General features: G+C 34.2%; 20 protein-coding genes. 12 read left to right on the top strand and 8 right to left on the bottom strand.

The genetic code is table 11. The features are described 5' to 3' along the window. The first annotated feature begins 378 nt into the window (after window positions 1-378). The 7 genes from C8C87_RS15095 to C8C87_RS15065 all read left to right on the top strand — a co-directional run bounded on the left by C8C87_RS15095 (window position 379) and on the right by C8C87_RS15065 (window position 6,229). Window positions 379-1,527, top strand: coding sequence for a DNA polymerase III subunit delta' (locus C8C87_RS15095; RefSeq protein WP_099713928.1), 1,149 nt, complete (start codon window positions 379-381; stop codon window positions 1,525-1,527). A gap of 4 nt (window positions 1,528-1,531) precedes the next feature. After that, window positions 1,532-1,915 carry a DoxX family membrane protein gene (locus C8C87_RS15090; RefSeq protein ID WP_099713929.1) on the top strand — a complete coding sequence of 128 codons (384 nt, stop codon included), beginning with the start codon at window positions 1,532-1,534 and terminating at the stop codon, window positions 1,913-1,915. Between the two features lie 48 nt (window positions 1,916-1,963). Then, window positions 1,964-2,473, top strand: a complete 510-nt coding sequence (locus C8C87_RS15085) for an acyl-CoA thioesterase (protein ID WP_099713930.1) — start codon at window positions 1,964-1,966, stop codon at window positions 2,471-2,473. Between the two features lie 199 nt (window positions 2,474-2,672). After that, window positions 2,673-3,680, top strand: a complete 1,008-nt coding sequence (gene recA / locus C8C87_RS15080; protein WP_099716226.1) for a recombinase RecA — start codon at window positions 2,673-2,675, stop codon at window positions 3,678-3,680. 135 nt (window positions 3,681-3,815) lie between these two features. Further along, complete coding sequence (locus C8C87_RS15075) at window positions 3,816-4,226, top strand: lipoprotein (RefSeq protein ID WP_121343157.1); 411 nt, start codon at window positions 3,816-3,818, stop codon at window positions 4,224-4,226. Between the two features lie 18 nt (window positions 4,227-4,244). Beyond that, complete coding sequence (locus C8C87_RS15070; protein WP_099716227.1) at window positions 4,245-4,787, top strand: RNA polymerase sigma factor; 543 nt, start codon at window positions 4,245-4,247, stop codon at window positions 4,785-4,787. Beyond that, the gene (locus C8C87_RS15065) at window positions 4,784-6,229 is read left to right on the top strand and encodes a hypothetical protein (RefSeq protein ID WP_121343156.1); all 1,446 of its coding nucleotides are present in this window, start codon (window positions 4,784-4,786) and stop codon (window positions 6,227-6,229) included. Before C8C87_RS15070 ends, C8C87_RS15065 begins: the two co-directional genes overlap by 4 nt. On the opposite strand, the gene C8C87_RS15060 is transcribed toward C8C87_RS15065, so the two are convergent. Next, on the bottom strand, window positions 6,213-6,974 hold the full coding sequence (locus C8C87_RS15060; protein WP_121343155.1) for a 1-acyl-sn-glycerol-3-phosphate acyltransferase: 762 nt from the start codon (window positions 6,972-6,974) through the stop codon (window positions 6,213-6,215). The two genes, C8C87_RS15065 and C8C87_RS15060, sit on opposite strands and share 17 nt — an antisense overlap. 137 nt (window positions 6,975-7,111) lie before the next feature. On the opposite strand from C8C87_RS15060, the gene trpS reads away from it, so the two are divergent. The 4 genes from trpS (at window position 7,112) to C8C87_RS15040 (ending at window position 10,043) form a co-directional block, all read left to right on the top strand. Continuing rightward, complete coding sequence (gene trpS / locus C8C87_RS15055) at window positions 7,112-8,086, top strand: tryptophan--tRNA ligase (protein ID WP_121343154.1); 975 nt, start codon at window positions 7,112-7,114, stop codon at window positions 8,084-8,086. Window positions 8,087-8,256: 170 nt separating this feature from the next. Beyond that, window positions 8,257-8,835 carry a hypothetical protein gene (locus tag C8C87_RS15050; protein WP_147402382.1) on the top strand — a complete coding sequence of 193 codons (579 nt, stop codon included), beginning with the start codon at window positions 8,257-8,259 and terminating at the stop codon, window positions 8,833-8,835. A gap of 174 nt (window positions 8,836-9,009) precedes the next feature. Continuing rightward, window positions 9,010-9,456: a hypothetical protein gene (locus tag C8C87_RS15045; RefSeq protein WP_121343152.1), complete on the top strand. Its 447-nt coding sequence runs from the start codon at window positions 9,010-9,012 to the stop codon at window positions 9,454-9,456. Continuing rightward, window positions 9,432-10,043 carry a hypothetical protein gene (locus tag C8C87_RS15040; protein ID WP_121343151.1) on the top strand — a complete coding sequence of 204 codons (612 nt, stop codon included), beginning with the start codon at window positions 9,432-9,434 and terminating at the stop codon, window positions 10,041-10,043. Before C8C87_RS15045 ends, C8C87_RS15040 begins: the two co-directional genes overlap by 25 nt. Before the next feature lie 425 nt (window positions 10,044-10,468). On the opposite strand, the gene dprA is transcribed toward C8C87_RS15040, so the two are convergent. Continuing rightward, window positions 10,469-11,569, bottom strand: coding sequence for a DNA-processing protein DprA (gene dprA / locus C8C87_RS15035; protein WP_121343150.1), 1,101 nt, complete (start codon window positions 11,567-11,569; stop codon window positions 10,469-10,471). A 199-nt stretch (window positions 11,570-11,768) separates the two neighbouring features. On the opposite strand from dprA, the gene C8C87_RS15030 reads away from it, so the two are divergent. Continuing rightward, entirely contained in the window at window positions 11,769-12,716 is a 948-nt protein-coding gene (locus C8C87_RS15030) for an SPOR domain-containing protein (protein ID WP_121343149.1), read from the top strand. A gap of 56 nt (window positions 12,717-12,772) precedes the next feature. On the opposite strand, the gene C8C87_RS15025 is transcribed toward C8C87_RS15030, so the two are convergent. The 6 genes from C8C87_RS15025 to C8C87_RS15000 all read right to left on the bottom strand — a co-directional run bounded on the left by C8C87_RS15025 (window position 12,773) and on the right by C8C87_RS15000 (window position 22,864). Continuing rightward, a complete protein-coding gene (locus C8C87_RS15025; protein ID WP_121343148.1) occupies window positions 12,773-15,040 on the bottom strand; it encodes a helix-turn-helix domain-containing protein in 2,268 nt (755 codons plus the stop codon). 168 nt (window positions 15,041-15,208) lie between these two features. Then, window positions 15,209-15,820 (bottom strand): OmpH family outer membrane protein, encoded by a 612-nt coding sequence (locus C8C87_RS15020; protein WP_233206852.1) that lies wholly within the window; start codon window positions 15,818-15,820, stop codon window positions 15,209-15,211. Window positions 15,821-16,064: 244 nt separating this feature from the next. Next, window positions 16,065-16,913 carry a bifunctional 2-polyprenyl-6-hydroxyphenol methylase/3-demethylubiquinol 3-O-methyltransferase UbiG gene (locus tag C8C87_RS15015; protein WP_121343147.1) on the bottom strand — a complete coding sequence of 283 codons (849 nt, stop codon included), beginning with the start codon at window positions 16,911-16,913 and terminating at the stop codon, window positions 16,065-16,067. Window positions 16,914-17,131: 218 nt separating this feature from the next. After that, window positions 17,132-19,003 carry a tRNA uridine-5-carboxymethylaminomethyl(34) synthesis enzyme MnmG gene (mnmG, locus tag C8C87_RS15010; protein WP_121343146.1) on the bottom strand — a complete coding sequence of 624 codons (1,872 nt, stop codon included), beginning with the start codon at window positions 19,001-19,003 and terminating at the stop codon, window positions 17,132-17,134. A 142-nt stretch (window positions 19,004-19,145) separates the two neighbouring features. After that, complete coding sequence (ybeY, locus tag C8C87_RS15005) at window positions 19,146-19,565, bottom strand: rRNA maturation RNase YbeY (RefSeq protein ID WP_121343145.1); 420 nt, start codon at window positions 19,563-19,565, stop codon at window positions 19,146-19,148. After that, complete coding sequence (locus C8C87_RS15000) at window positions 19,562-22,864, bottom strand: hypothetical protein (protein ID WP_121343144.1); 3,303 nt, start codon at window positions 22,862-22,864, stop codon at window positions 19,562-19,564. Before C8C87_RS15000 ends, ybeY begins: the two co-directional genes overlap by 4 nt. Between the last annotated feature and the right edge of the window lie 121 nt (window positions 22,865-22,985).

Raw genomic sequence — 22,985 nt, 5'->3', positions numbered from 1 at the left:
ATTACAAATTGTAAAAAAAAACGTATTATATCGAACATATTTGCATTTCGTCGGATGCTTTGATTTTTCACTACACAAGTGATATTATTGGGTTTAACACTGTTTCATTCTATTGGACATAGCTTCTGAAAAGAAAATTTAATTCTCACCAAAAAAAAATTCGTTTATTAATATTAAACCTACAGTTCAGTAAACTCAAAATGTTAAATTATCATAAATAATGACGTTTTTTATCTATTTAAAGCCTATTTTTCCCTAAAAAAAGTTAAATTTTCATCTTAAAAAAGGCACGCGCTCCATATCATTTATACCGTTACTTTTCCTGAAAGTTTGCTATCGAAAATTTTAGACTAAACCATTTTCTTCTATCTTTGCTTTATGCAATTTTCAGAAATTTTAGGACAAGAACACATTAAAAGTCATTTGACAAGAAGTGCTGATTTGGGAAGAATTCCACATGCGCAACTGTTTGTTGGCCCTGAAGGAAGTGGTACTTTACCCATGGCAATTGCTTATGCACAATACATTATTTGCAGCAATCAAAACGCCGAAAACTCGGGTTCAAACGAAGCCTGCAATATCAAATTCCAGAAAACTTCGCATCCCGATTTACATTTTATTTACCCAACCGTAAGTACCGAAGATGTAAAAACCAAACCAAAAAGTATTGATTTTATCACCGAATGGAGAGCCTTTTTGACTCAAAATCCGTACGGAAGTTTGTTTGACTGGTATTTAACTCTTGGCGTTAAAAACAAACAAGGAGAAATTAGGGTTGATGATGCACAGGAAATCTTAAAATCTCTCGCATTAAAATCTTATGAAGGCGGTTACAAAGTCATGATTATTTGGATGGCTGATAAATTGAATATTGCCGCTTCCAATAAACTATTGAAATTACTCGAAGAACCTACGGACAGAACGGTTTTTATCTTGATTTCAGAAAACGAAGAAGATATAATACAAACCATTCGTTCCCGATGTCAAGTCCTGCATTTTAACGGATTAAATGAAACCGTAATTGCTGAAGCTTTAGTTTCAAGAGAAAATACAGAGCCTAAAGAAGCTTTAAAAATAGCACATCAAGCACAGGGAAATTATAACAAAGCACTGCAATTATTACAACCGGACAGCGAATCGGTTTTTTTTGAAAAGTGGTTTGTTGATTGGGTTCGTGCTGCTTTTAGAGCCAAAGGAAATGCAGCTGCCATTCAGGATTTGATTCAATGGAGCGAGCAAATTGCCAGTTTAGGAAGAGAAACCCAAAAGAAGTTTTTACATTTTTGTATCGATATGTTCCGTCAGGCTTTGTTGCTCAATTACCAAACGGAAAGCTTGGTTTATATGGAGCCGAAAGTGGAAAAATTCAAACTGGAGAATTTTGCCCCTTTTGTAAATGGCAACAACATAAATGATATTTTCAAAGAACTTTCGGATGCCATGTATCACATTGAGCGCAACGGAAACGCAAAAATTATTTTAACCGATTTATCTATAAAACTCACCCGTTTAATTCACAAAAAATAAAAAAATGAACAACATTACTTCGATTTTAATTTTAATTTTTCTGGCCATTACTTTCCTGCAATCCGGTTACGACAAACTGTTTTATTGGAAAGATAATGTGGACTGGTTGAAAGGTCATTTTTCTAAAACACCATTAAAAAACCATGTGCCGTTAGCATTGCTTAACATTTTAATATTAGAATTAATCTCTGGTATTTTATGCGTAGTGGGCTGCATTGAATTATTCGTAAATAATGGTAGAATATTCGGTTTTTATGGAGCAGTTTTCTCTTGTATCACTTTATTAATGTTGCTTTTCGGACAGCGATTGGCGAAAGATTACGATGGTGCCAGAACAATTGTTATCTATTTCATACCAGCTATATTGGCGGTTTATTGGTTAAACTAAAACCTAATTATTATTTAAAAACAACGATTCCTTTTTACATAAAAAAACATGACTCCAAAACATCCTTCAGAATCCCTGACTATATTAACTGATTTGGTTTTACCAAGTGAGACCAACCCTTTAAACAATCTTTTTGGTGGTGAATTATTGGCCCGAATGGATCGCGCAGCCAGCATCTCCGCAGGAAGACATTCTAGAAGAATTGGCGTGACCGCATCAGTAAATCACGTAGCTTTCAATAAAGCTATCCCTCTTGGAAGCGTGGTTATTATAGAGGCCAAAGTTTCCCGATCATTTAGAAGTTCAATGGAAATATATATTGACGTTTGGGTTGAAGACAGACAATCAGGAAACCGTACCAAAGCTAATGAGGCAATTTATACTTTTGTGGCGGTTGATGATACCGGAAGACCGGTAGAAGTACCTCAATTAATTCCAGAAACAGAGCTGGAAAAACAACGTTTTGATGCTGCATTGAGACGCAAACAACTCAGTTTAGTTTTAGCAGGAAAATTAAATCCTCATGAAGCTACTGAATTGAAGGCATTGTTTCAGTAACACATATAAGCAACTTATTTTTTATTGAAATTTAGATTTAAAATATTCTTGAAAGAGAAAATTTACATTAAAAAAAGAAGTATTTTTACGAAAATAAATCTTTGCATATAAATGAAATTTTCAGGATAATTAGTCATTCTGTCAGTTTCTTAGAGTTATAAAATAATACAAATAGATGAAAGAAAAGGTAAAAGAGAAGATGAGTACAGAGAAAGAATCCAAATTAAAAGCGCTACAACTTACGCTTGACAAACTAGACAAAACGTACGGAAAAGGAACAGTGATGAAAATGGGGGATAAAGCCATTGAAGAAGTGGAAACTATCTCATCAGGATCTTTAGGAATTGATTTAGCGTTAGGCGTTGGCGGGTATCCAAGAGGTAGAATTATTGAAATATACGGTCCGGAATCTTCTGGAAAAACAACCTTAACACTTCATGCTATTGCCGAAGCTCAAAAAGCGGGTGGAATTGCAGCTTTTATTGATGCGGAACACGCTTTCGACAGAAATTATGCAGAGAAGTTAGGTGTAGATATCGAAAACTTAATCATCTCGCAACCAGACAACGGAGAACAAGCTTTAGAAATTGCTGAAAACTTAATTCGTTCAGGAGCGATTGACATAGTAGTAATTGACTCGGTTGCCGCTTTGACTCCAAAAAGTGAAATTGAAGGAGAAATGGGAGATTCTAAAATGGGTCTTCACGCTCGTTTGATGTCTCAGGCATTGCGTAAATTAACAGGAACCATCAGCAAAACAAATTGTACTGTTTTCTTTATTAACCAATTAAGAGAGAAAATTGGTGTAATGTTTGGAAATCCAGAAACAACAACTGGAGGAAATGCATTGAAGTTTTACGCTTCGGTTCGTTTAGACATTCGTCGTTCCACACAAATTAAAGATGGTGATAACGTCCTTGGAAACAGAACCAAAGTAAAAGTGGTGAAAAACAAAGTTGCTCCGCCTTTTAAAATTGCTGAATTTGACATCATGTATGGTGAAGGAATTTCAAAAACAGGGGAAATTTTAGATTTAGCTGTAGAATTTGAAATCATCAAAAAAGCGGGATCTTGGTTCAGTTATGGTGAAACCAAATTAGGACAAGGCCGTGATGCTGTTAAGTCTTTAATAAAAGACAATCCGGAATTAGCGGATGAACTTGAAGAAAAAATTAAAGCCAGAATAAAAGAACTAGCTGAAGCATAAAAGAACTAAAAACCCGAGAATATCGGGTTTTTTTAATTTACAACGCAACCTTTTTAAAAAATTTCATCTATTAAGAAAACCGTCAATAAAAACTTTTAAACTGACGGAATAGTATTAACTTTTAAATTAGTAAAGATGAAAAAAATTGTTTTACTCACCCTGTTTTTATTGACCCTGACGGGCTGTAGTATTGACGATGACCAACCCAATTACAGCTATGAAGTACTTCCGGTAGACAGTTACACAGTGCCTCAATCTTTCACCTTAGGGCAAACCTATGAGATAAAATTGAAGTACAAAAAACCTTCTGATTGCCATTCTTTTCAAGGAATCTATTACGATAAAAATTTGAACGTAAGAACAATTGGTATACAAACCTCCGTTCTTGAAACTACAAATTGCACACCTTTAACTACGGAGCCCATTGAGGTTTCTTTCAATTTTTATGTAACCAATACCGGTTCCTATATTTTTAAGTTCTACAAAGGTGAGGACGCCAATGGTCAAAATATTTTTGAAGAGGTTGAAATTCCAGTGACTAATTAATTAATGTCCTTAAAAACTGTGGTATTAGATCAAATAATTAATCAATGTAAAAAAAACTGCCCCAAGGCACAAGAGCAATTGTACCAATTGTTTTCTAAAAAATTCTTTGGGGTGTGTTTAAAATACTCCACTGATTATGCAGATGCCGAAGACAATCTACAGGATGGGTTTTTGATCATTTTTGATAAAATTGAGCAGTATAATTTTAAAGGTTCTTTTGAAGGATGGGCAAAGAGAATATTAATTAACAATGCCCTTCAAAAATTCAGAGGCGTAAGATATATGGAAGTTATAAACGACAATATTCCTGAGGAAGAGGTCGAAATTGAAGACGAAAATATTTCTATCGAGTATCTAATGCAAATCATTCAAGAGTTACCAGATCAGTATAGATTAGTTTTTAGTCTCTATGTACTTGATGGATATTCTCATAAAGAAGTTTCCGAGATGCTTAAAATCAGTACCGGGACCACAAAATCAAATCTGGCGCGAGCAAGAGGGATTTTGAAAGAAAAAATTGATCATCATACAAAAACTAAAATAAATTCATTGGCAAAATGAACGATAAAAAAAATATAGACCGATTGTTTCAAGAGCGATTCAAAGATTTTGAATCAGAGCCCAGTAAACAAGTTTGGATAAATATCCAGGCCTCTTTAAAAGAAAAAGAGGAGGGCCGAAAAGTAATTCCTTTTTGGATGAAATCTTCTGGGATAGCCGCCGCTTTCCTTTTAGGTTTTTTTGCATTGAACACCATTGTAAACAATAAATTTGAAATAAAAAATGGTGTCGTTATAGACACGAAAGTTTTAAAAAATTCGTTTGAAGGAAAGGATTCTACTCTTGAAAAAACAAAAAGAGCGCGTAATCCTTTAGAAGTGAAAACAATTCCTCAGGTCATAGTTAACAAAATTAAAACAGGAAAAACAGATGAAAAAGAAATTATATCTTCTGATAGATTTAAAATCAATTCGAACAAAGAGAAGAATCAGAACGGTTCTGTTGTTTATTTCCAAAAAAATAATTCACCGCTAAAACAAACAACAGCAAATAATGACAACCAAAACGCTAGGGTTGTTACTGCTGAAAAAAACAATACAAAAAACTATAATCCGTTTGAGAACATTCAACAAAATCAAACACTGGAAAAAAGCAATTTAAAAGAGAATGAAAACGCTAAAATTGCAGCAATAGACACTAAAAAAGAGCCTTCAAGTCCTGCTGAAACTCCAAATGAATTAGAAGAAATTCTTAAAAAGAAAAAAGGAGAAGAAAAAGAGGCTGTGGTTCTCAATCAAAAAAACAAGTGGCAAATTACGCCAAATATTGCGGCTGTATATCTGAATTCGAATTCAGGCGGTTCAGCCATTGACCCTCAATTTTCAGAAAATCAAAAAACAGGCGATAACAGCTTAAGTTTTGGTGTTGGGGTAAATTATGCTGTTTCTAAAAAAGTGGCCTTACGAAGCGGAATTAACAAGCTCTCGTTAGGATACAACACGAATAACGTAGTCTACTCGACAGGTTTGGCAAATAATAATCTGGCAAATATTAATTATTCCTCAAATGCATTAATTGAGATTAAAAACCAATCAGCTCTGAACGGCTTAATCGCTTTTGAAAAAGACCTACAAAAAACCAATACAGGCGCTATCAATCAAAAAATGGGTTATTATGAAGTTCCTTTGGAGGTTTCCTATGCTGTTTTGGATAAAAAATTTGGAATTAACGTTATTGGTGGTGTAAGTACTTTGTTTCTCAGCCAAAATAAAATATCGTTAGTTTCATCTGAAACCAATGTGAAATTAGGTGAAGCAAAAAACTTGAATCAAGTCCATTTCAGTACTAATGTGGGTTTAGGATTTAAGTACCAGATTATAAAATCATTCCAAATTAATGTGGAACCAATGGTAAAATATCAACTGAATACATTTTCAAACAACTCGGGCGACTTTAAACCGCTATTTATCGGATTGTATTCTGGTATTAGCTATAGCTTTTAATTGGATCAGAATCGAAAGCTACTAGTTGATTGTATATTATTTCGCGTACTTCTTCACGAATTTCTTTTCGATCAACGCCGGTTTTTCCTAAAGTTTCTATGTGTGAATGCATTTTTACACGCATAATTCCTGGGCTTCCGCTAAAAAAAGTATACGAAAATCTCTTCTTGTTATCAGCAAAAGTAATGGGAACAATAGGAATTTCGTGTTCTATCGCCAAGCGGAAAGCACCGTCTTTGAAAGTATCTAACAAAATAGATTCATCATCTGGAACGCCGCCTTCAGGAAAAATACAAATACTCAATCCTTGATTGATTCTTTTTTGAGCGCGATTAAAGACTTCCATTCTGCTTTTTGAAGAACTTCTGTCTACCAAAATACAGGTTCTTTTATAGAAAAATCCAAACAAAGGAATTTTTGAAAGTTCTTTTTTACCCACAAAAACAAACGGATTTCTAGTCAGTGCAAGCATCAGCATAATATCGGCCATGGAAGTATGATTGGCAACTATCATATAACTTTTTTGGTATTCCATTTCTTGGTTTTTATCTATTTTATAATAAAATCCCATTCCGAAAAGAATAAATTTTGCCCAAATACGAGCCATTTTAAAAAAATAGGGATAGCCGCTTTCTGTCAAAATAGATAATACCAGAAAAGGAAACATCACCAATATGGGAATGGCCATCAAAATATAAAACCATACGCGCCACAAAACCCAAAAAATAATTTTTAATCCTCTCATAAGTTCAAAAGTAAGAAATCGTAGGCGAATAATAATAAAAGAAATTGCTTTGGAAAGCTAAGTATTAGAAAAACTTTACAATCGTTGCAAACTTTGCGAAAATCTTTGCGAACTTTGCGGTTAAGAAAAAAGAAATAATGGCAAAAATACTTACAGGCGTTCAAAGTACAGGAACACCACATTTAGGAAACTTACTTGGCGCAATCATTCCCGCAATAGCATTATCAAATAAACCTGAAAACGAATCCTTTCTTTTCATTGCCGATTTACATTCGATAACACAAATAAAAAACGGAGAAACCTTACGAACCAATACCTACAGTACCGCTGCTGCTTGGTTGGCGTGTGGTTTGAATGTAGACAAAGTAGTTTTCTACAGACAATCGGATGTGCCGCAAACAGCGGAACTATCTTGGTATTTGAGTTGTTTTTTTCCTTTTCAACGCTTGACATTAGCACATTCTTTCAAAGACAAAGCTGATAGACTCGAAGATGTAAACGCTGGTTTGTTTTCGTATCCAATGCTGATGGCTGCTGATATTTTATTATACGATGCACAGTTTGTTCCCGTAGGAAAAGACCAATTGCAACACCTTGAAATCACTCGTGATGTAGCATCTCGTTTCAACCATCAAATGGGAGAAACGTTTGTAATTCCCGAAGCCAAAATTCAGGAAGACAGTATGCTTATTCCAGGAACCAATGGCGGAAAGATGAGTAAATCAGCCAATAATATTATCAATATCTTTTTAGACGACAAAGCATTACGCAAACAAGTTATGAGCATTGAAACCGACAGCACACCGCTGGAAGATCCTAAAAATCCAGATACGTGCAATGCTTTTGCTATTTATTCCTTACTAGCAAATGAAGAACAAATCGCAGCGATGAAAGCCAATTACCTTGGCGGAAATTACGGTTACGGTCACGCCAAACAAGCGTTGTTTGAATTGATTACAGAAACTTTCAAAACCGAAAGAGAAAAATACAATTACTACATCAATAACCTTCCTGAAGTTGATGCACTTTTAAAGATTGGTGCTCAAAAAGCTGCTACTGTTGCGAATGGCGTTTTAGGAAGAGTGAGAGAAAAACTAGGATTTGAGGGTTAAAAATAATTACAATCCTGTCAAGGTTTGAAACCCTTACAGGATTAAATTAAACCCTGAAGGGACTGCAGAATTCAGAAGAATAATGGATAATTATAGAGCGGAAAGAAGCAATGAAAAAACCATTTCTAATTCTACCCCAAAAGGAACTCCTTGCCCAAAATAATAGTATCATGAAAAAAATTATACCACTAATTCTTTGCACATTTTTTGTTTCCTGTTCCTCTTCAAGAACAGAAAAAAAAATCATTGATGATTTTTTGAAAAAGGAATTTATAACAGATAAATACATTAGTGTTTTAGTTGAGGAAGCTATACCTAAGACAAAGGCATTACAATATTATGAGAATGCTTATAATGACAGAAATCTTTACGAAGGAGAAATACGATTTGCTCCAAATGGATACCCCCCTTATAAATGGGAAATCGATTCAATTGAAATAATTAATTTAAAGCAGAAATATAAAAATGACACTTTACTGTATAAATGGGAAAATTCAGATTTAATAAAACATAAATTAAAGATAGTTCCATATAAAACAATAAAAAAACGAGGAAGTCATGAATTAGGAGGATATGGCATTTATTTATCAAAACCATTAATTACTACTGATAAAAAACATGCTTTTTTATTTTACAAGTCTTTTGCCGTTGAGATTGGTTTTAGTACCGAAAAAGCAGTTCTATTAAAAAAAGTAAATGGAAAGTGGATAGAGTTATATCACTACAATAATATCAAAGAAATTAACTAATTAAAATGAGGAAGTTTACAACGCTTTGGCTTGGATAGGACTAATGGGTCAAGGAGATATAAATTACAATACAGGAATGCCCCCACAACCAACGGCAGCATGGGTAGCTATTCCACAAGCAGAAAGGCTGAGAATTTTGGAAATATACAATAACTATAACGCAAACAATACGCCATGTCAATAATAAAGAACACTATCTTGTTTTTATCTTTAACCTTGTGCTTCTTTGCTTATGCACAGGAATCAAAGAATCAGAAAACAACTATTTTTGTAGATTTTAATGACCAAAAAACAGGGGAGTATTCCATAAATAATGATACAACATCTGCTTCTTTTGTTATCTATATTGAAAAATACCAAACTAAAGAAGCAAGAGATAAAGCTACTACTACTTACTACAACGACCCGATAGATAGAAATAGTGTAGGAATCCCTAGTTTTTCAGTAAATTTATATTCTTTTAATAGCAAACCAACGAAATTAAAATATTTAGATTGCATTAAATACATGACTGTTAACCAGTTTATAAAAAAAGGCTACAAAACTACTAGCCCAACTTATGTTATTCATAAATTGAAAGATGGTACATATTTAAAATGGAAAACATTCACCATGAATTAAATATGAGAAATTTACATATCTTAATTATACTCTTTCCATTTTTTATCTCTTCTTGTGCTACTAGTCCATATCTTGTCGATTATGAACCAATAAATATATTTTTGAAATCAGAAAATATTTCTAACAAGGAATACTATATTTTAAGAAACAAAGAAAATAATATACAGACATTAAGAATTTTTAATAGAGGAAAAGGCAAAAAGCATGTTGTTTATCCAAACGAAATAGATTATACTAGTACTCTATTTGAACAAAAATATTGGAATAAATTATTTCATAGTTATTCTAAGGATACTATCCAAAAGTATTGGAAAGAAGAAGATTTACCAGGATTTAAATTCATCAATGAAAATCGAATAGAACTCTTTAATTATAATTTTTTAATAAGGTATCCAAAGATAGAAAAAGTAATAGTTATATCAGAACCTATTTATTATCACAATAAAAAGTACATACTGTTTTTATATAGCATTGATGTTATAGCAAATAGCTCTAAACCGCAAATAGTTGTAGTTATGAAAAGAGATAAAAGAAAATGGATTCTTGTCGAAAAAATTGGTGATTATAACTGCAGTGGTTGTTTATAAAGATTTAATAAACCAAAACTATATATAGCCAAAGATTCAATAGAAAAAAATGAAACATTTAAAAAAAACACTCATCCTCCCTTAAAAAATTTATACGCTCTTCGAAGTTTTATAATAAAAACAAAAATTAAATGATTACAAGCTTTGTGAATATTTTAATGATTATGTAGTTCTTTCAGTTAAAAATAATCATAGAAAAACAGAATATATTCATGTCGAATCAGGTTTTGAGATTGAATAAAACTATTAATCATGAAAACATATATTTATTCTATCGTTTTTTCTATAAAGTAGGTCCTATTTTTCAGATAGAAAAATAAAATTATCCTAGCTAACTTTCTATCGAGAGTGAGAGAAAAATTAGGATTTGAGGTGTAAAAAATAATTACAATTCTATCAGGGTTTCCTACCCTGGTAGAATTAAATCAAATCGCCTCAAATAATTTCCCCGGCAATGGTCGTATCACGCCTTTCAATTCCATATTCAACAGCATTCCTGAGATTTTATAAATAGGGAAATCACAGCGCAAAGCAATAATATCCATCAATTCTTTTCCAGTTTTAAGGAGGTAATCGTATACTTTTTGCTCGTCATCATCTAAGCTAACGAACAATTGTTTTTGTACTGGTTTAGTTTCTTTCTCCAAGTCCCAATTCAAGATATAAATCAAATCGGCGGCACTTGTCAAGACATTTGCTTTTTGGGTTTTTATCAGGTTGTTGCAACCCTGGCTGTACTTATCCGTAACACGTCCCGGAACCGCAAAAACATCACGATTGTAATCATTTGCCATATTTGCCGTAATCAATGAACCACCTCTATCGGCTGATTCAATTACGATGGTCGCTTCAGACATTCCTGCGACGATTCTGTTTCTTCGAACGAAATTTTCTTTATCGGGATTCGAAGAACTCCAAAACTCAGTCATGAAACCACCGTTTTGCTCGACTTTAGACACATATTTTTTATGGGTTTTCGGGTAAATTTGGTTTAAACCGTGCGCTACAACTCCTATCGTCTGTAAATTATGTTCCATTGCCAATTGGTGTGCGACAATATCAACGCCATACGCAAAACCACTGACGATTATAGGATCTAGCGGAGCTAAATCTTCTATCAATTTTCTGCAAAATTCCGTTCCGTACGAGGTAATTTGGCGCGTTCCTACAATACTGATTATTTTTCTGTTTTTTAAATTGATATTTCCAGAGGTGAATAATAAAAGTGGTCCGTCAATACAATGTTTCAAGCGTTCCGGATAATCCTCGTCCTGAAAATAAACTACATTGATTTCATTCGCTTTTATAAACTCCAGTTCTTGAGTTGCTTTTTCGAAAACCGATTTGTCCTTTAAATTTTTCAGTAAAACAGAGCCTACTCCATCAATAGCAGCAAGTTGCGAAGCCTTTGTATTAAAAACCGCTTCTGCAGTTCCAAAATGGGTAAGCAGTTTTTTGGCCATTATGTCGCCCACGCCTTCAATTCTTTGCAATGCCAATAAATAAAATAAATCCTGCTCTTTCATATGTAGATAATACTTGTTTTTTATTGGAATATGGAACACGCCAGTTTAAAAAAATCTTTATTTATGTTTGTATAACGATTAAACATGGCTATTTCATGCTAATTATTTGAGAGTGAAATGTATAAATTTTTATGCGGATTGTTAATAAAAATTGTGAATAAAATTTTGATAACTATTTTGGTTGTATAACTTTGTAAGTATGAAAATCGAACTATACATCGCGCAGCTTTTATACCGTTATCAATGTGTTACCGTTCCTGGTTTCGGAGCTTTTTTGACCGAAATTCAATCGGCTAAACTAAACGAAAGTACAAATTCATTTTCTCCACCCAAAAAAATGATTGCTTTCAATGCTAATCTAAAAAACAATGATGGTTTATTGGCCAGTCATATCGCTTTAGCAGAGAAAACGTCTTATGAGTATGCGGTAAGCGCGATTCAATATGAGGTTTTTAATTGGAAAAAAGCATTAGAAGAAAACCAACTTTTTTCTATAAAAAATGTAGGTGACCTTCGTTTGAACGCGGATCATAATATCGTTTTCACGCCTTATGATCAAACGAATTATTTAACCAGTTCTTTTGGATTGGCTCCTTTTGTTTCACCACTTGTAAAAAGAGCAATCTTCGAAAAAGAAGTAGAAGCAATCGAAGAAAAAGCAACCATCACAATGGTTCCTGAACATACTAGAACAGCAAATCCATATTTGAAATACGCTGCTATTTTTGTGTTAGGATTAGGACTTGCAGGAAGCGTTGGTTATCCAATGTATCAAAACCAAATCGCCTCAGAAACGATTCTTGTTGAAACTGCCGTTCAAAAACAAGTTCAAAATAAAATTCAGCAAGCCACTTTCTTCATCGAAAGTCCGGTTCCTGCTGTTACACTTTCCGTAAAATCGACTGCCGAAATAAAAATGCCGTATCACATTATGGCTGGAGTCTACAGAGAAGAAAAAAATGCAGACAAAACGTTGCGAATTTTAAATCGTTTAGGATATGATGCCAAACGAATCGCTCCTAATAAAAATGGTTATTTTCCAGTTTTATATGGCAGTTACGCCACATTTGCTGAAGCAGAAAAAGCAAAAAAAGAAATTAATGAAAAGCACAATCCAGAGGCTTGGATATTGATTCAATCACTATAAAAACAAAAACCCTATTCTTACCGAATAGGGTTTTTTATTTTTAGCGCTTTATTGCTTCAATTCAAACTCGCTTTGTACATCCTCGCTTCTTCCCAAGAGAATTTATGACCGTGTTTTTCCATCATGGTATTCAGTGATTCTTCTTTGTATCCGGCAAAAGCAGCTGCCAAATCCTGCATTTTATCCTCCGGTAAAACTTCTGAAATGGATACCGCTTTGGTTTGTATCAACTTCACAAAATGCGAGTAAATCGTTTGTTTCGTCAACACTCTGATTGTCGCAATATCTTCAATTGATTTCTTTTCTACCCATAATTCATAGGTTTCCTGGACCGTTGATTTTTTAGGCGCTGCTATTTTTGATTTTTTCGAAGTATAACGTTCCACGTCTTTTTCGTCTTCAATCAGTGTTATATTTACTTCCTTGAATTGATTTTGTATGGCTTCCGTTTTTCGGCTGATGTATTTTTTTATTTCTGAGGAAGTCAATTTCTCTTTCGAAATGGTTTCTCCTGCAACAACGGTTTCAATCAATAATTTAGCCTTCATTAAGCGCAGAACGGCCTTGGTTTGCAATTCTTCCAGCACGATTAATTCATCGTAAAAAGCTTTTACTTTTTTGATGCGTTTTACTTCTTCTATTTTCCAAAGGATTTCAAAAACCAAATCGTCCATTGGTTTTAGGAAATAACTGAAAGCGGCTTGAATGCGTTCCGAAACATGATTCATATCGACTGTTTCCTGACCAAAAAGTTTATTCAATTGCGATATGAATTTTTTGGATGGATCCAAAAGCTGTTCGATGACTTCCGTTTGTTTTTTGGCCCAAACGGCATGCTTGGATTTCTCTGATATTTCTGATTTTTCGTTGTAACTGAATTTATGATTGCGCCATTCCTGAGCCAAATCACTCCAATCGAACGTGTTTATCAGATAGTTATGGATGAAATTTTTGGTTTCAAAATGCAAGGCATTCTCTAAAAACGAATCCGAAGCTTTGTTTAACGAATAATCCATCACATCCTGATCGTTTGAAATACCGTTCATGCGCAGCGGAGAAAGCAAAATAAGCCCTTCTAAGGAGCGTAAACGCGATAACGCGACATAAGCCTGTCCGGGAAGAAAAACTTGCGAAACATCAAGCGCAGCTTTATCAAATGTCAATCCCTGGCTTTTATGAACCGTAATTGCCCAAGCTAATTTGATGGGATAATGCACAAAAGTCCCTAAAACCTCTTCTTCAATTTCTTTGGTGGTTTCATCTACTTTGTAGCGGATGTTTTGCCACTCGTATTTTTCGACCTCTATGGTTTTGTTTTCTTCAGGAAAATGAACCAGGATTTCCTGACTAGAAAGCGATTTGATAACACCCATTTTTCCATTGAAATAGTGCTTATCAAACGACAAATCGTTTTTTACAAACATGATTTGCGCGCCTACTTTCAACTGCAATTGTTGTTCCACGGGAAATATCTTATCTGGAAAATCTCCCGTTATTTCCGGTTTGTACGTCACCAACTTTCCTTCTAAATCTTCCAAAGCCTGCGCATTCATAGAATCGGCTTTGTTGTTGTGCGTGGTTAATGTGATGTATCCTTTGTTTGCTTTTAAATCAAAATCAGGTTTTACGTATTGGTTTAACGTTTGAATGTCTTGCTGGGAAATCTGGTTGTTGCGCAGATTATTCAAAACCGAAATAAACGTATCATCAGTTTGACGAAAAATCTTGGACAATTCAATGTATAAAGGCGGATGTTGCTGCACGACATGCGAATGGAAAAAGAATTTTCCTTTGTAATAGGTTTTCAGCGTACGCCATTCTTCGTCCCGAATTACCGGTGGCAACTGCAATAAATCGCCAATATACAAGACCTGAACGCCACCAAAAGCACTGTTTTTTTTACGTACCGTTTGCATCATATAATCCATAGCATCCAGTAAATCAGCACGAAGCATACTCACTTCATCAATAATCAGCAATTCCATATTGCGGATTACTGATTTCTTCAAACCGCTCATTTTGAAATGCCTGCGCAGCGTTGCTTTGGTTTCAAATTTAGTGCTTTCAGAAAATTGAGGCGATGAATTATCCGGAATAAACCCTCCAAACGGCAACTGAAACATGGAATGAATCGTTACACCACCAGCATTTAGCGCAGCAATTCCCGTTGGTGCCACAACTACAGTGTTCTTGTGTGTGGTTTGGATAATTTCCCGTAAAAGGGTAGTTTTTCCCGTTCCTGCTTTCCCTGTCAGGAAAACGGATCGATGGGTTTGATTGATGAATCGTAAGGTGTAAGCGGCGGCTTCTGAAATGGTTTGCATTAGGCGTGTATATGTAAAGCTAAAGTATTGAAAATTAGGAATACTATTTTAATTTTGGAAAACATTTTATGTTAATAATTCCAATGTTTTTTAGCCCCGATAGCTTCAAAAAAAATGCCTTCAATCTAAGGGTAGACGAAGGCAATTTTTTGAATTAATATAAAAAAATTATTTTTTAGCTTCTGCTTTTTCTTCTGTTTTAGCAGGAGCTTTATACTTGTCGTTCAAGGCTTTGATAATTTCTTTTGTGATATCAAATTTGTCTTCAGCGTATAGAATTGAAGCAGCGTCACCTGTACCGTAGATGTATGCATATCCTTTTTCTTTACCGTAAGCTTTGATGAATTTTTTCACTCCGCTTACTAAAGAATCCATTTCTTTTCCGCTTTCTTGTTGCAATTCTTGAGACAATGCTTGTTGTGCATAACCTAATTGTTGCTCTCTTTTTTGCAATTCAGCACCTTTTTGTTGTGCCCAAGCTTGACCGTTTGCTTGTGCTTGAGATTGAAAACTTGCTGCTTCTTGCTTAAATCTTGCAATTTCAGCTTCTAATTGTCTTCCTTTTTCTTCTGCTTTTGATTTATATTTTGCTTCAAGGTCTTTTGCCTCTGTATATTCTTTCATTAATTCAGAAGTGTCTACGTAAGCTGTTTTTACTTCTTTAACTTCTGCAGGTTTATTACAAGCAACAAGTGAAATTGAAAGTGCGATAATTACTAATGCTTTTTTACTCATATTTTTAATATTACTTTTTTGGTATTCTTGAATATTCGATTTCATTTCGGTTAATTTCTAATTTTAAGTATTGGTGACAAAAATATAAAAAAATAGACAGCATTGACATAAAGTTTAAAAAATGCTACATATTTATGATATAAGATTTTATTATTGTGATTAATGAACACATAATTTATGACTATCAAAAGTGACGTTCATATCTTTTAAATAAACTAATCAGTCTAAAAATCCGATAATCACCCTCGATTTCATCAAAAAACGCGCTTAAATGCGCTTAAAATGATTTTTAGTTGTTTTTTAGGATGTAAATGTGTGAAGAATACTCAAAATTCTTCTTCGCTTCCCAATTTGATTGTAATCCAACAAAAAAGGCTTTTATATAATTCATTTTACCTGTTTTATATTTTTCCGAAAGTAAACTCACATAAAAAGAGTCAAATTTCATTGGAAGCACTTTTACCAATTTCATTTCTTCTTTTTCGAAAAGCAATTTTATTGCCGTTTTAGAAAAATGCCAAAAATGAATTGGCACATCATAAGCAGCCCAAAACTTTCCGTAATGTTTTGCATCGAAAGATTTGAAATTTGGAACAGCAATAATTAAAGTTCCATTTGGTTTTAATAATCGTTTCAGTTCTTTGATTTGGTTTTCTAAATTAGGAACGTGTTCTAAAACATGCCACATCGAAATCACATCAAAAGAATGATTGTCTAATTCGCTGGTTGCTCCAACAAATGAAACGCCTTTCTTTTTTGCAATCGCTTTTGCTTTTTCGCTTGGCTCTACTCCTATCGTATGCCATCCGTTTTCTTTGGCCACAGATAAAAAATCACCTGTTCCGGCACCAATATCTAAAATGCTTCCTTTATTCGATTGCAGTGAATTGATTAAATTCAATTTGTTTTTCAGCGCAATAGTTTTTACAAAATGATATGCTTTTTCAAACAGAGACCTTTTGCTGTCAGTATGCGAAATATAATCCACGCTTTCGTAATACTTTCCTAAATTTTCTAAGCTGGGTTGCGGAGACGTAATCAGCATTTCCAATTTATCATCATGATACAATTCGAAAATTTCCTGAGAAACAGAATAATCTTTAACGGTTAAAAAAGGCTGTTGGTTTGAAATGTCCATTAATTAATAGTGCTTTTATATTTTAATTTTAAACTAAACCCTGAAAACACCAACGGATGCTTTCAGGGCTGAATTATTTATTTTTGTGATTCTTCAATTATAACAAGGCTTCACAACGTAGTTTCACGTGGAACAGTTGATTTAAGATTTTTGATTAACGATTTGTGATTGCAGATTTAAATCAAAAATCGTTAATCCTATATCAACAATCTTAAATCTTATCGTCCCATATAAATCAACAACACCGAAACATCACTTGGCGACACACCACTGATTCTTGATGCTTGAGAAATGGTTACCGGACGAATCTTGCTTAATTTTTGCTTGGCTTCAATTGACATCGATTTGATTTTTTCATAGTCAAAGTTCTCTGGAATCTTTACATCTTCCAATCTTGTCAATTTATCCGCATTGTTTCTTTCTTTCTCGATATAACCCGAATACTTCACTTGAATTTCGGCTTGTTCCAAAATTTCTTGGTCCAAATCATTTTCTGCAACATAAGCTGCAACCTTTTCAAATTTCATGATATCTTCCAAATCAATTTGCGGACGAGAGAATACTTTAAACATTTTATCTCCTTGCGTAATCAACGCCGTATCTTTTGATTCTAAAATAGGATTTGCTTCCGCAATCGAAACACTCGTTTCTTTGAAGAAAGCCACCATTTTTTCTGACTCATTTAATTTGTGTTCCATTCTGCGCAAACGCGCTTCAGAAGCCAAACCTATTTCATGTGACATTGGTGTTAATCTGAAATCGGCATTATCCTGACGCAACAACGTTCTGTATTCTGCACGAGAGGTAAACATTCTGTATGGCTCTTCAGTTCCTTTGGTAATTAAATCATCAATTAAAACCCCGATGTAGGCTTCGTCTCTTTTTAAAATTAATGGTGCTTTTTCATGCACTTTTAAATGCGCATTTATTCCAGCCATCAATCCTTGAGATGCTGCTTCTTCATATCCTGTAGTTCCGTTTATTTGTCCGGCAAAATATAAACCTTCAACAAGTTTTGTTTCCAAAGTATGTTTCAATTGTGTCGGCGGGAAATAATCATATTCGATTGCGTAACCCGGACGAAAGAATTTCACCTTCTCAAATCCAGCAACAGAACTCAATGCTTTGAATTGAATATCCTCAGGAAGCGATGTGGAAAATCCATTTACATAAACCTCGCACGTATTCCATCCTTCTGGCTCTACAAACAACTGATGTCTTTCCTTATCAGCAAAGCGATTAATTTTATCTTCGATCGATGGACAATATCTTGGTCCAAGACTTTTTATTCTTCCGTTGAACATTGGTGAACGATCAAAACCTTCTCTCAAAATATCATGAACATCAAGAGACGTATACGTCATATGACAAGACTTTTGATGAATCAACGGAGAAGTCACATCCGAATAGGAAAACTTATCCGGTTTAGCATCTCCCTTTTCTTCGTTCATTTTTGAATAATCCAAAGAACGTCCATCAACTCTTGGAGGCGTTCCCGTTTTCATTCGTCCTGATTGAAAACCAGCTGCAACTAAATCTTCGGTAATTCCATACGCGGCACTCTCGCCTGCTCTTCCTCCACCGAATTGTTTCTCACCAATATGAATCAAACCATTCAGGAAAGTTCCATTGGTCAATACAACCGATTTAGACCGAATCTCTACTCCAAGCGAAGTTCGGATTCCTTTTATTTTTCCGTTTTCAATAATCAAACCTTTCACCATTTCTTGATAAAAATCAAGATTTGGAGTTCCTTCCAACATCATTCTCCACTCCTCTGCAAAACGCATACGGTCACTTTGAACACGCGGCGACCACATTGCAGGACCTTTGGACTTGTTCAGCATCTTGAACTGGATTGCAGTCCTGTCCGAAACAATTCCCGAGTATCCTCCAAGCGCATCAATCTCACGCACAATTTGTCCTTTGGCAATTCCACCCATCGCTGGATTACATGACATCTGCGCAATATTCTGCAAGCTCATTGTAACCAACAAGGTTTTTGAACCCAAATTTGCGGCAGCGGCTGCAGCTTCTGAACCAGCATGCCCTGCACCCACAACGATTACATCATATTCATTTAGAAACATCTTCTTTTATAATTTAATCCTTATTCAGGATTGTAATTTTGAAATCTGTATTTTGTTCCACGTGAAACATTATAAACCTATTTTTAAACCAATACTAAATGTTCCACGTGAAACACTTTAGATTTAAAAAACAAAAACAGTGCTATTGTTCCACGTGAAACATAGCTATTTTTTCATCCTCTTTAGAACGCATTAGGAACTCTTCAGCCTCCCCTTTGTCTTTATAACCGCAGTAGTGTAAAATCCCGTGAACTAAAACGCGCTTTAATTCTTCCTCAAAAGAAACATTGAAATCAGCGGCATTGTCTTTTACTCTTTCAACAGAAACAAAAATATCTCCGTGCAATTCATTACCCATAGAATAATCAAAGCTGATAATGTCTGTTAATGTATCATGGTCGAGATACTCAACATTGATTTTGTGCAGATATTCATCATCACAAAAGATGTAATTTATCTCTCCTTCTTTCTTGTTTTCTGAAGTAATAACATTTCCCAACCAAGCCTCAATGGCTTCTTCGTTGTCTAAATTAAAGTCGGTTTCGTAATTAAAATTGATCATTTTTTATTAAAATATTCTTGAACCTTTTGATTAAAATTCGAGCGCAAAGGTAAGGATTGTCTATTTAATATTTCTATGCTATTCAAATAATCTAATAAAGCAGCTGGCAGCGCATTAGATTGATTATTAAACTCCTTTTTATTGGTTTCAGATTGGCGCTTATTTTCCTCTCCTTGTTGTTGTATAGCAGAATTCAATTTCAATAATTCCTGTTTTACATTCAGTATCTTTTGAAGTGTTTCGTTCTTAAAACCTTTATTCAGTAATTGCTTTTCAATTTGCTTCATCTGTTCCAAAGCGCTTTGTCCATTACCCCCCAATCCTTGTTTATTCAATTCGTTTTGCAATGCTTCGCGCAATTGCTTTTGCTCTTTATAAATTTCCATTATAGCTTGTGCATCGCCTTCTCCACCCTCGCCTTCTTGACCGGATTCTCCAGCTTTAGCTTGCTTGCCATTTTGTCCTTTTTGACCTACTCCAGGTTTCTCCCCTTTTTTGATTCCATCTTTCATTTTCTCGCCAAGACCTTCTTGCTTTTTAATAATATCAGGCAATTGCATTCCTTGTCCTTGTCCTGGCTTCGGTTTCCCAGAACCCATTCCAGACATCTGCATTTGCATATTGTTAAGCATATCACTTAGAAAATCTGCAAGTTTATTAGCCGCAGAAACAGTATATTGTTGGTGTGACAATCCTTTTGGAACTTGAGCATCGGTTAAACTAGATAAAGACTTATCTACATTGTAAACTACATTGCCAATTTCTTTGGTTATGTCTTCAGCAATTTTTGGATTACGCAACGACATTGCAAACAAACTGTCATCAACATGCTTGAACTGTTGCTTTAAATCCTGTTGGATTTTGATATTTTTATTAAAGGCCGGAGACCCTGATTTGTGCTTTTTAAACTGATTCATCAAGTCTTCTTGTGATAAAGAAAACGCTAATAAATTATCTAAAATTTGTCGCAACATGGCCACATCTTCCAGCAACTGTTCCATCTCACCTTGCTCCAAAGTTTGTGCCATTTTTTGCGCCATCTCTTTCATCTTTTTAGAAGCGCTTTTTTGATTTGGTTTGGCTTTGTCCTTTTTGTCTTTCTTCAATTCCTCAGACGCTTTCTTTAAATCTTCGTCAATGCTTTTTTCTTTAGCATCATCTTTTGGTAAATCCAAAGGTGATTTCAATTCCTTATTTTCTTTTTCAAGATCGTTTAAATCTTCTTGGATTTTATCAAAATCAGCATTGATGTCTTCTTGTTTATCCAGTTTGTTTTCCTTTTCATCATTAGATAAATTTTCTTGTTTATCAGAAAGCTTGTCCAGTTTGTCACCTAATTGTTCTGCTTTCTTTTCTACATAAAACCTCTTTGTCAACTCCACCAACTGTTCTAAATTCTTAGTTTGGTTTTTACTGTTTTGTTTGAATTTATCCAACTTAAACAGCAGTTCTTCATTCTGAATTTTATCGTTCAGTTCTTTCAATTCATCCAAAAGCTTCTGGTTTTTTTCCAATTCTTTTTCGGCTTTGTCCATTCGCTTTTGAAGCTCTTCTTTCAACTCATCCTTTTTATCGGTTTTGAATTGCTCCAAATTATCGTTCATTTTTTTAGTGAATTCTTTCATCATCTCATCCTGTTTCATTTGACGCTTGATGAAATCATTTACTTTTTGCTGATCTTTAAAATCCAGATTTTCTTTTTCTTTTCCAGTTTTTTGTAACTTCTCCATTTCAGAAATTTGCTTATCTTGGTTTTTTAAAGACTTCTCTAAACTGTTAATGTTATCATTTTGCTGCTGCAAAATTTGATCTTCCTTTTCTTCATTTGTAGCAACACGATTAGAGAAAACGGAAGACTTTGTACTTTTGAAATTATGGATGGCATCGTTATCAAAAACTTCGAAATAATAATCATAAGACACGCCTTGCTCCACCGGAAGATTACTTGGAAACGAAAATACGAATTGGTCAAAAGCACTTTTCTTAATAGCAATTGTTCCACGTTTGGCAGTTTGTGGTTTCTCTCTTTCGTAATACACAATCTGAAGTCTAGACAAACCATAATCATCCGAGATTTGACCTAAAACATAGTTCTTAGCCACCTTCAAACTGTCCGGTGCGTTGTTCACATTAATCATTGGGAATTGATCTTTGACAATAGTAAGCTGATAATTAAGTTTTTCGTAGTTTTTTACCTTATCATTTGAAGTAAATATTTGATAATCTGTATTTTGAACTATATTTTTAGATAAAACAAAGGTGTTTTCAGTTTTCGAAAAAGTAGCTTTTGAAATTCCATCCATCCACGCTACATTTTCTGTGGCTTGCGTATTCATTTTCCAAGTCACACGCGTTCCTTCCGGAATAACGGCATTTCCTGTTCCTTTTATAGTTTCTGATTTTTTATTCAAATACGAAGGAAAGTTCAACTGCATTTCAAAATTAGCTATCGACGGAACCGTAATCACTTTCAATTCATAATCTGGAGAAGAAATAGCATTTCCCTCCACGTGGAACAAAATATTTTCTGAAGGCTTCGCCATCTTAAATTGGAATTCTCCAGCTTTAGATGATTCCATAAAATAACTTTCGTCGTCAATAAAAATTATCGCATTCTCAGGAACAATTTTTCCTTCGGTTTTTATTCGAAGGATAAAATCCTTTCCTTGCTCCGTTTGTAAATTCGAATTAAGAACTACAAATTTAAAAGGAGCCGGCGGCAGAAAAGCCGAATTGAAATGTACTACTCTATTCAAACTTTGAGAAATCATGTTGCTGTTACCCGAGACATAAAAGAAAGCAAACAATAATATTGGAATTAAAGCCAAAGGAAAATACTTTCTGTTTCGGTTATAATTAATGGCATTCCCAAAAGGAATTGGTTGCAACGCATTCGCTTTTTGTTCAATCGATGCGGCCAATAGTTCCGATTTATTCTGATGAATATCAGAATCCGCCAATTGCAAAAAGTTAGTCAGCTTGTCGCTCACTTCTGTAAAATGATTTCCAATAATTGCCGAAGCCTGATTGTAATCGATTCCTTTTTGAAGTTTGAATAATTTAAAAATTGGAAACAAAATAAAACGAAACAACAAATACACTTCTACTCCAACAAAAGTCCAAAACAAAATGGTTCTTCCCATTGGCTTGAGCCAAAGAAAATATTCGACAAAAAGCGTAAATAGAAAATACAACAATCCTAAACCGATAAAGAAAATAGTTCCTCGTATCAATTCGTTCGTATAAAACTTCCTGATGAAAGCTTCTAGTTTTTGATAAATAAATTGCTGATTTTCCAAAATTTATGCTTTGTTTTTTGTAACCAATAAAAGTAATAATTTATATGAATAAAGAAATGTTAAAAATCATCAAACTCATTAATCTTACATTATCTCATTTTCAGATAATCCAATTGAGTAA

The organism is Flavobacterium sp. 120, assembly GCF_003633605.1.
Taxonomy (GTDB): Bacteria; Bacteroidota; Bacteroidia; order Flavobacteriales; family Flavobacteriaceae; genus Flavobacterium; species Flavobacterium algoritolerans.
The sequence above is the reverse complement of the archived record's forward strand: the minus strand, read 5'-3'. Positions and strand labels throughout refer to the sequence as shown.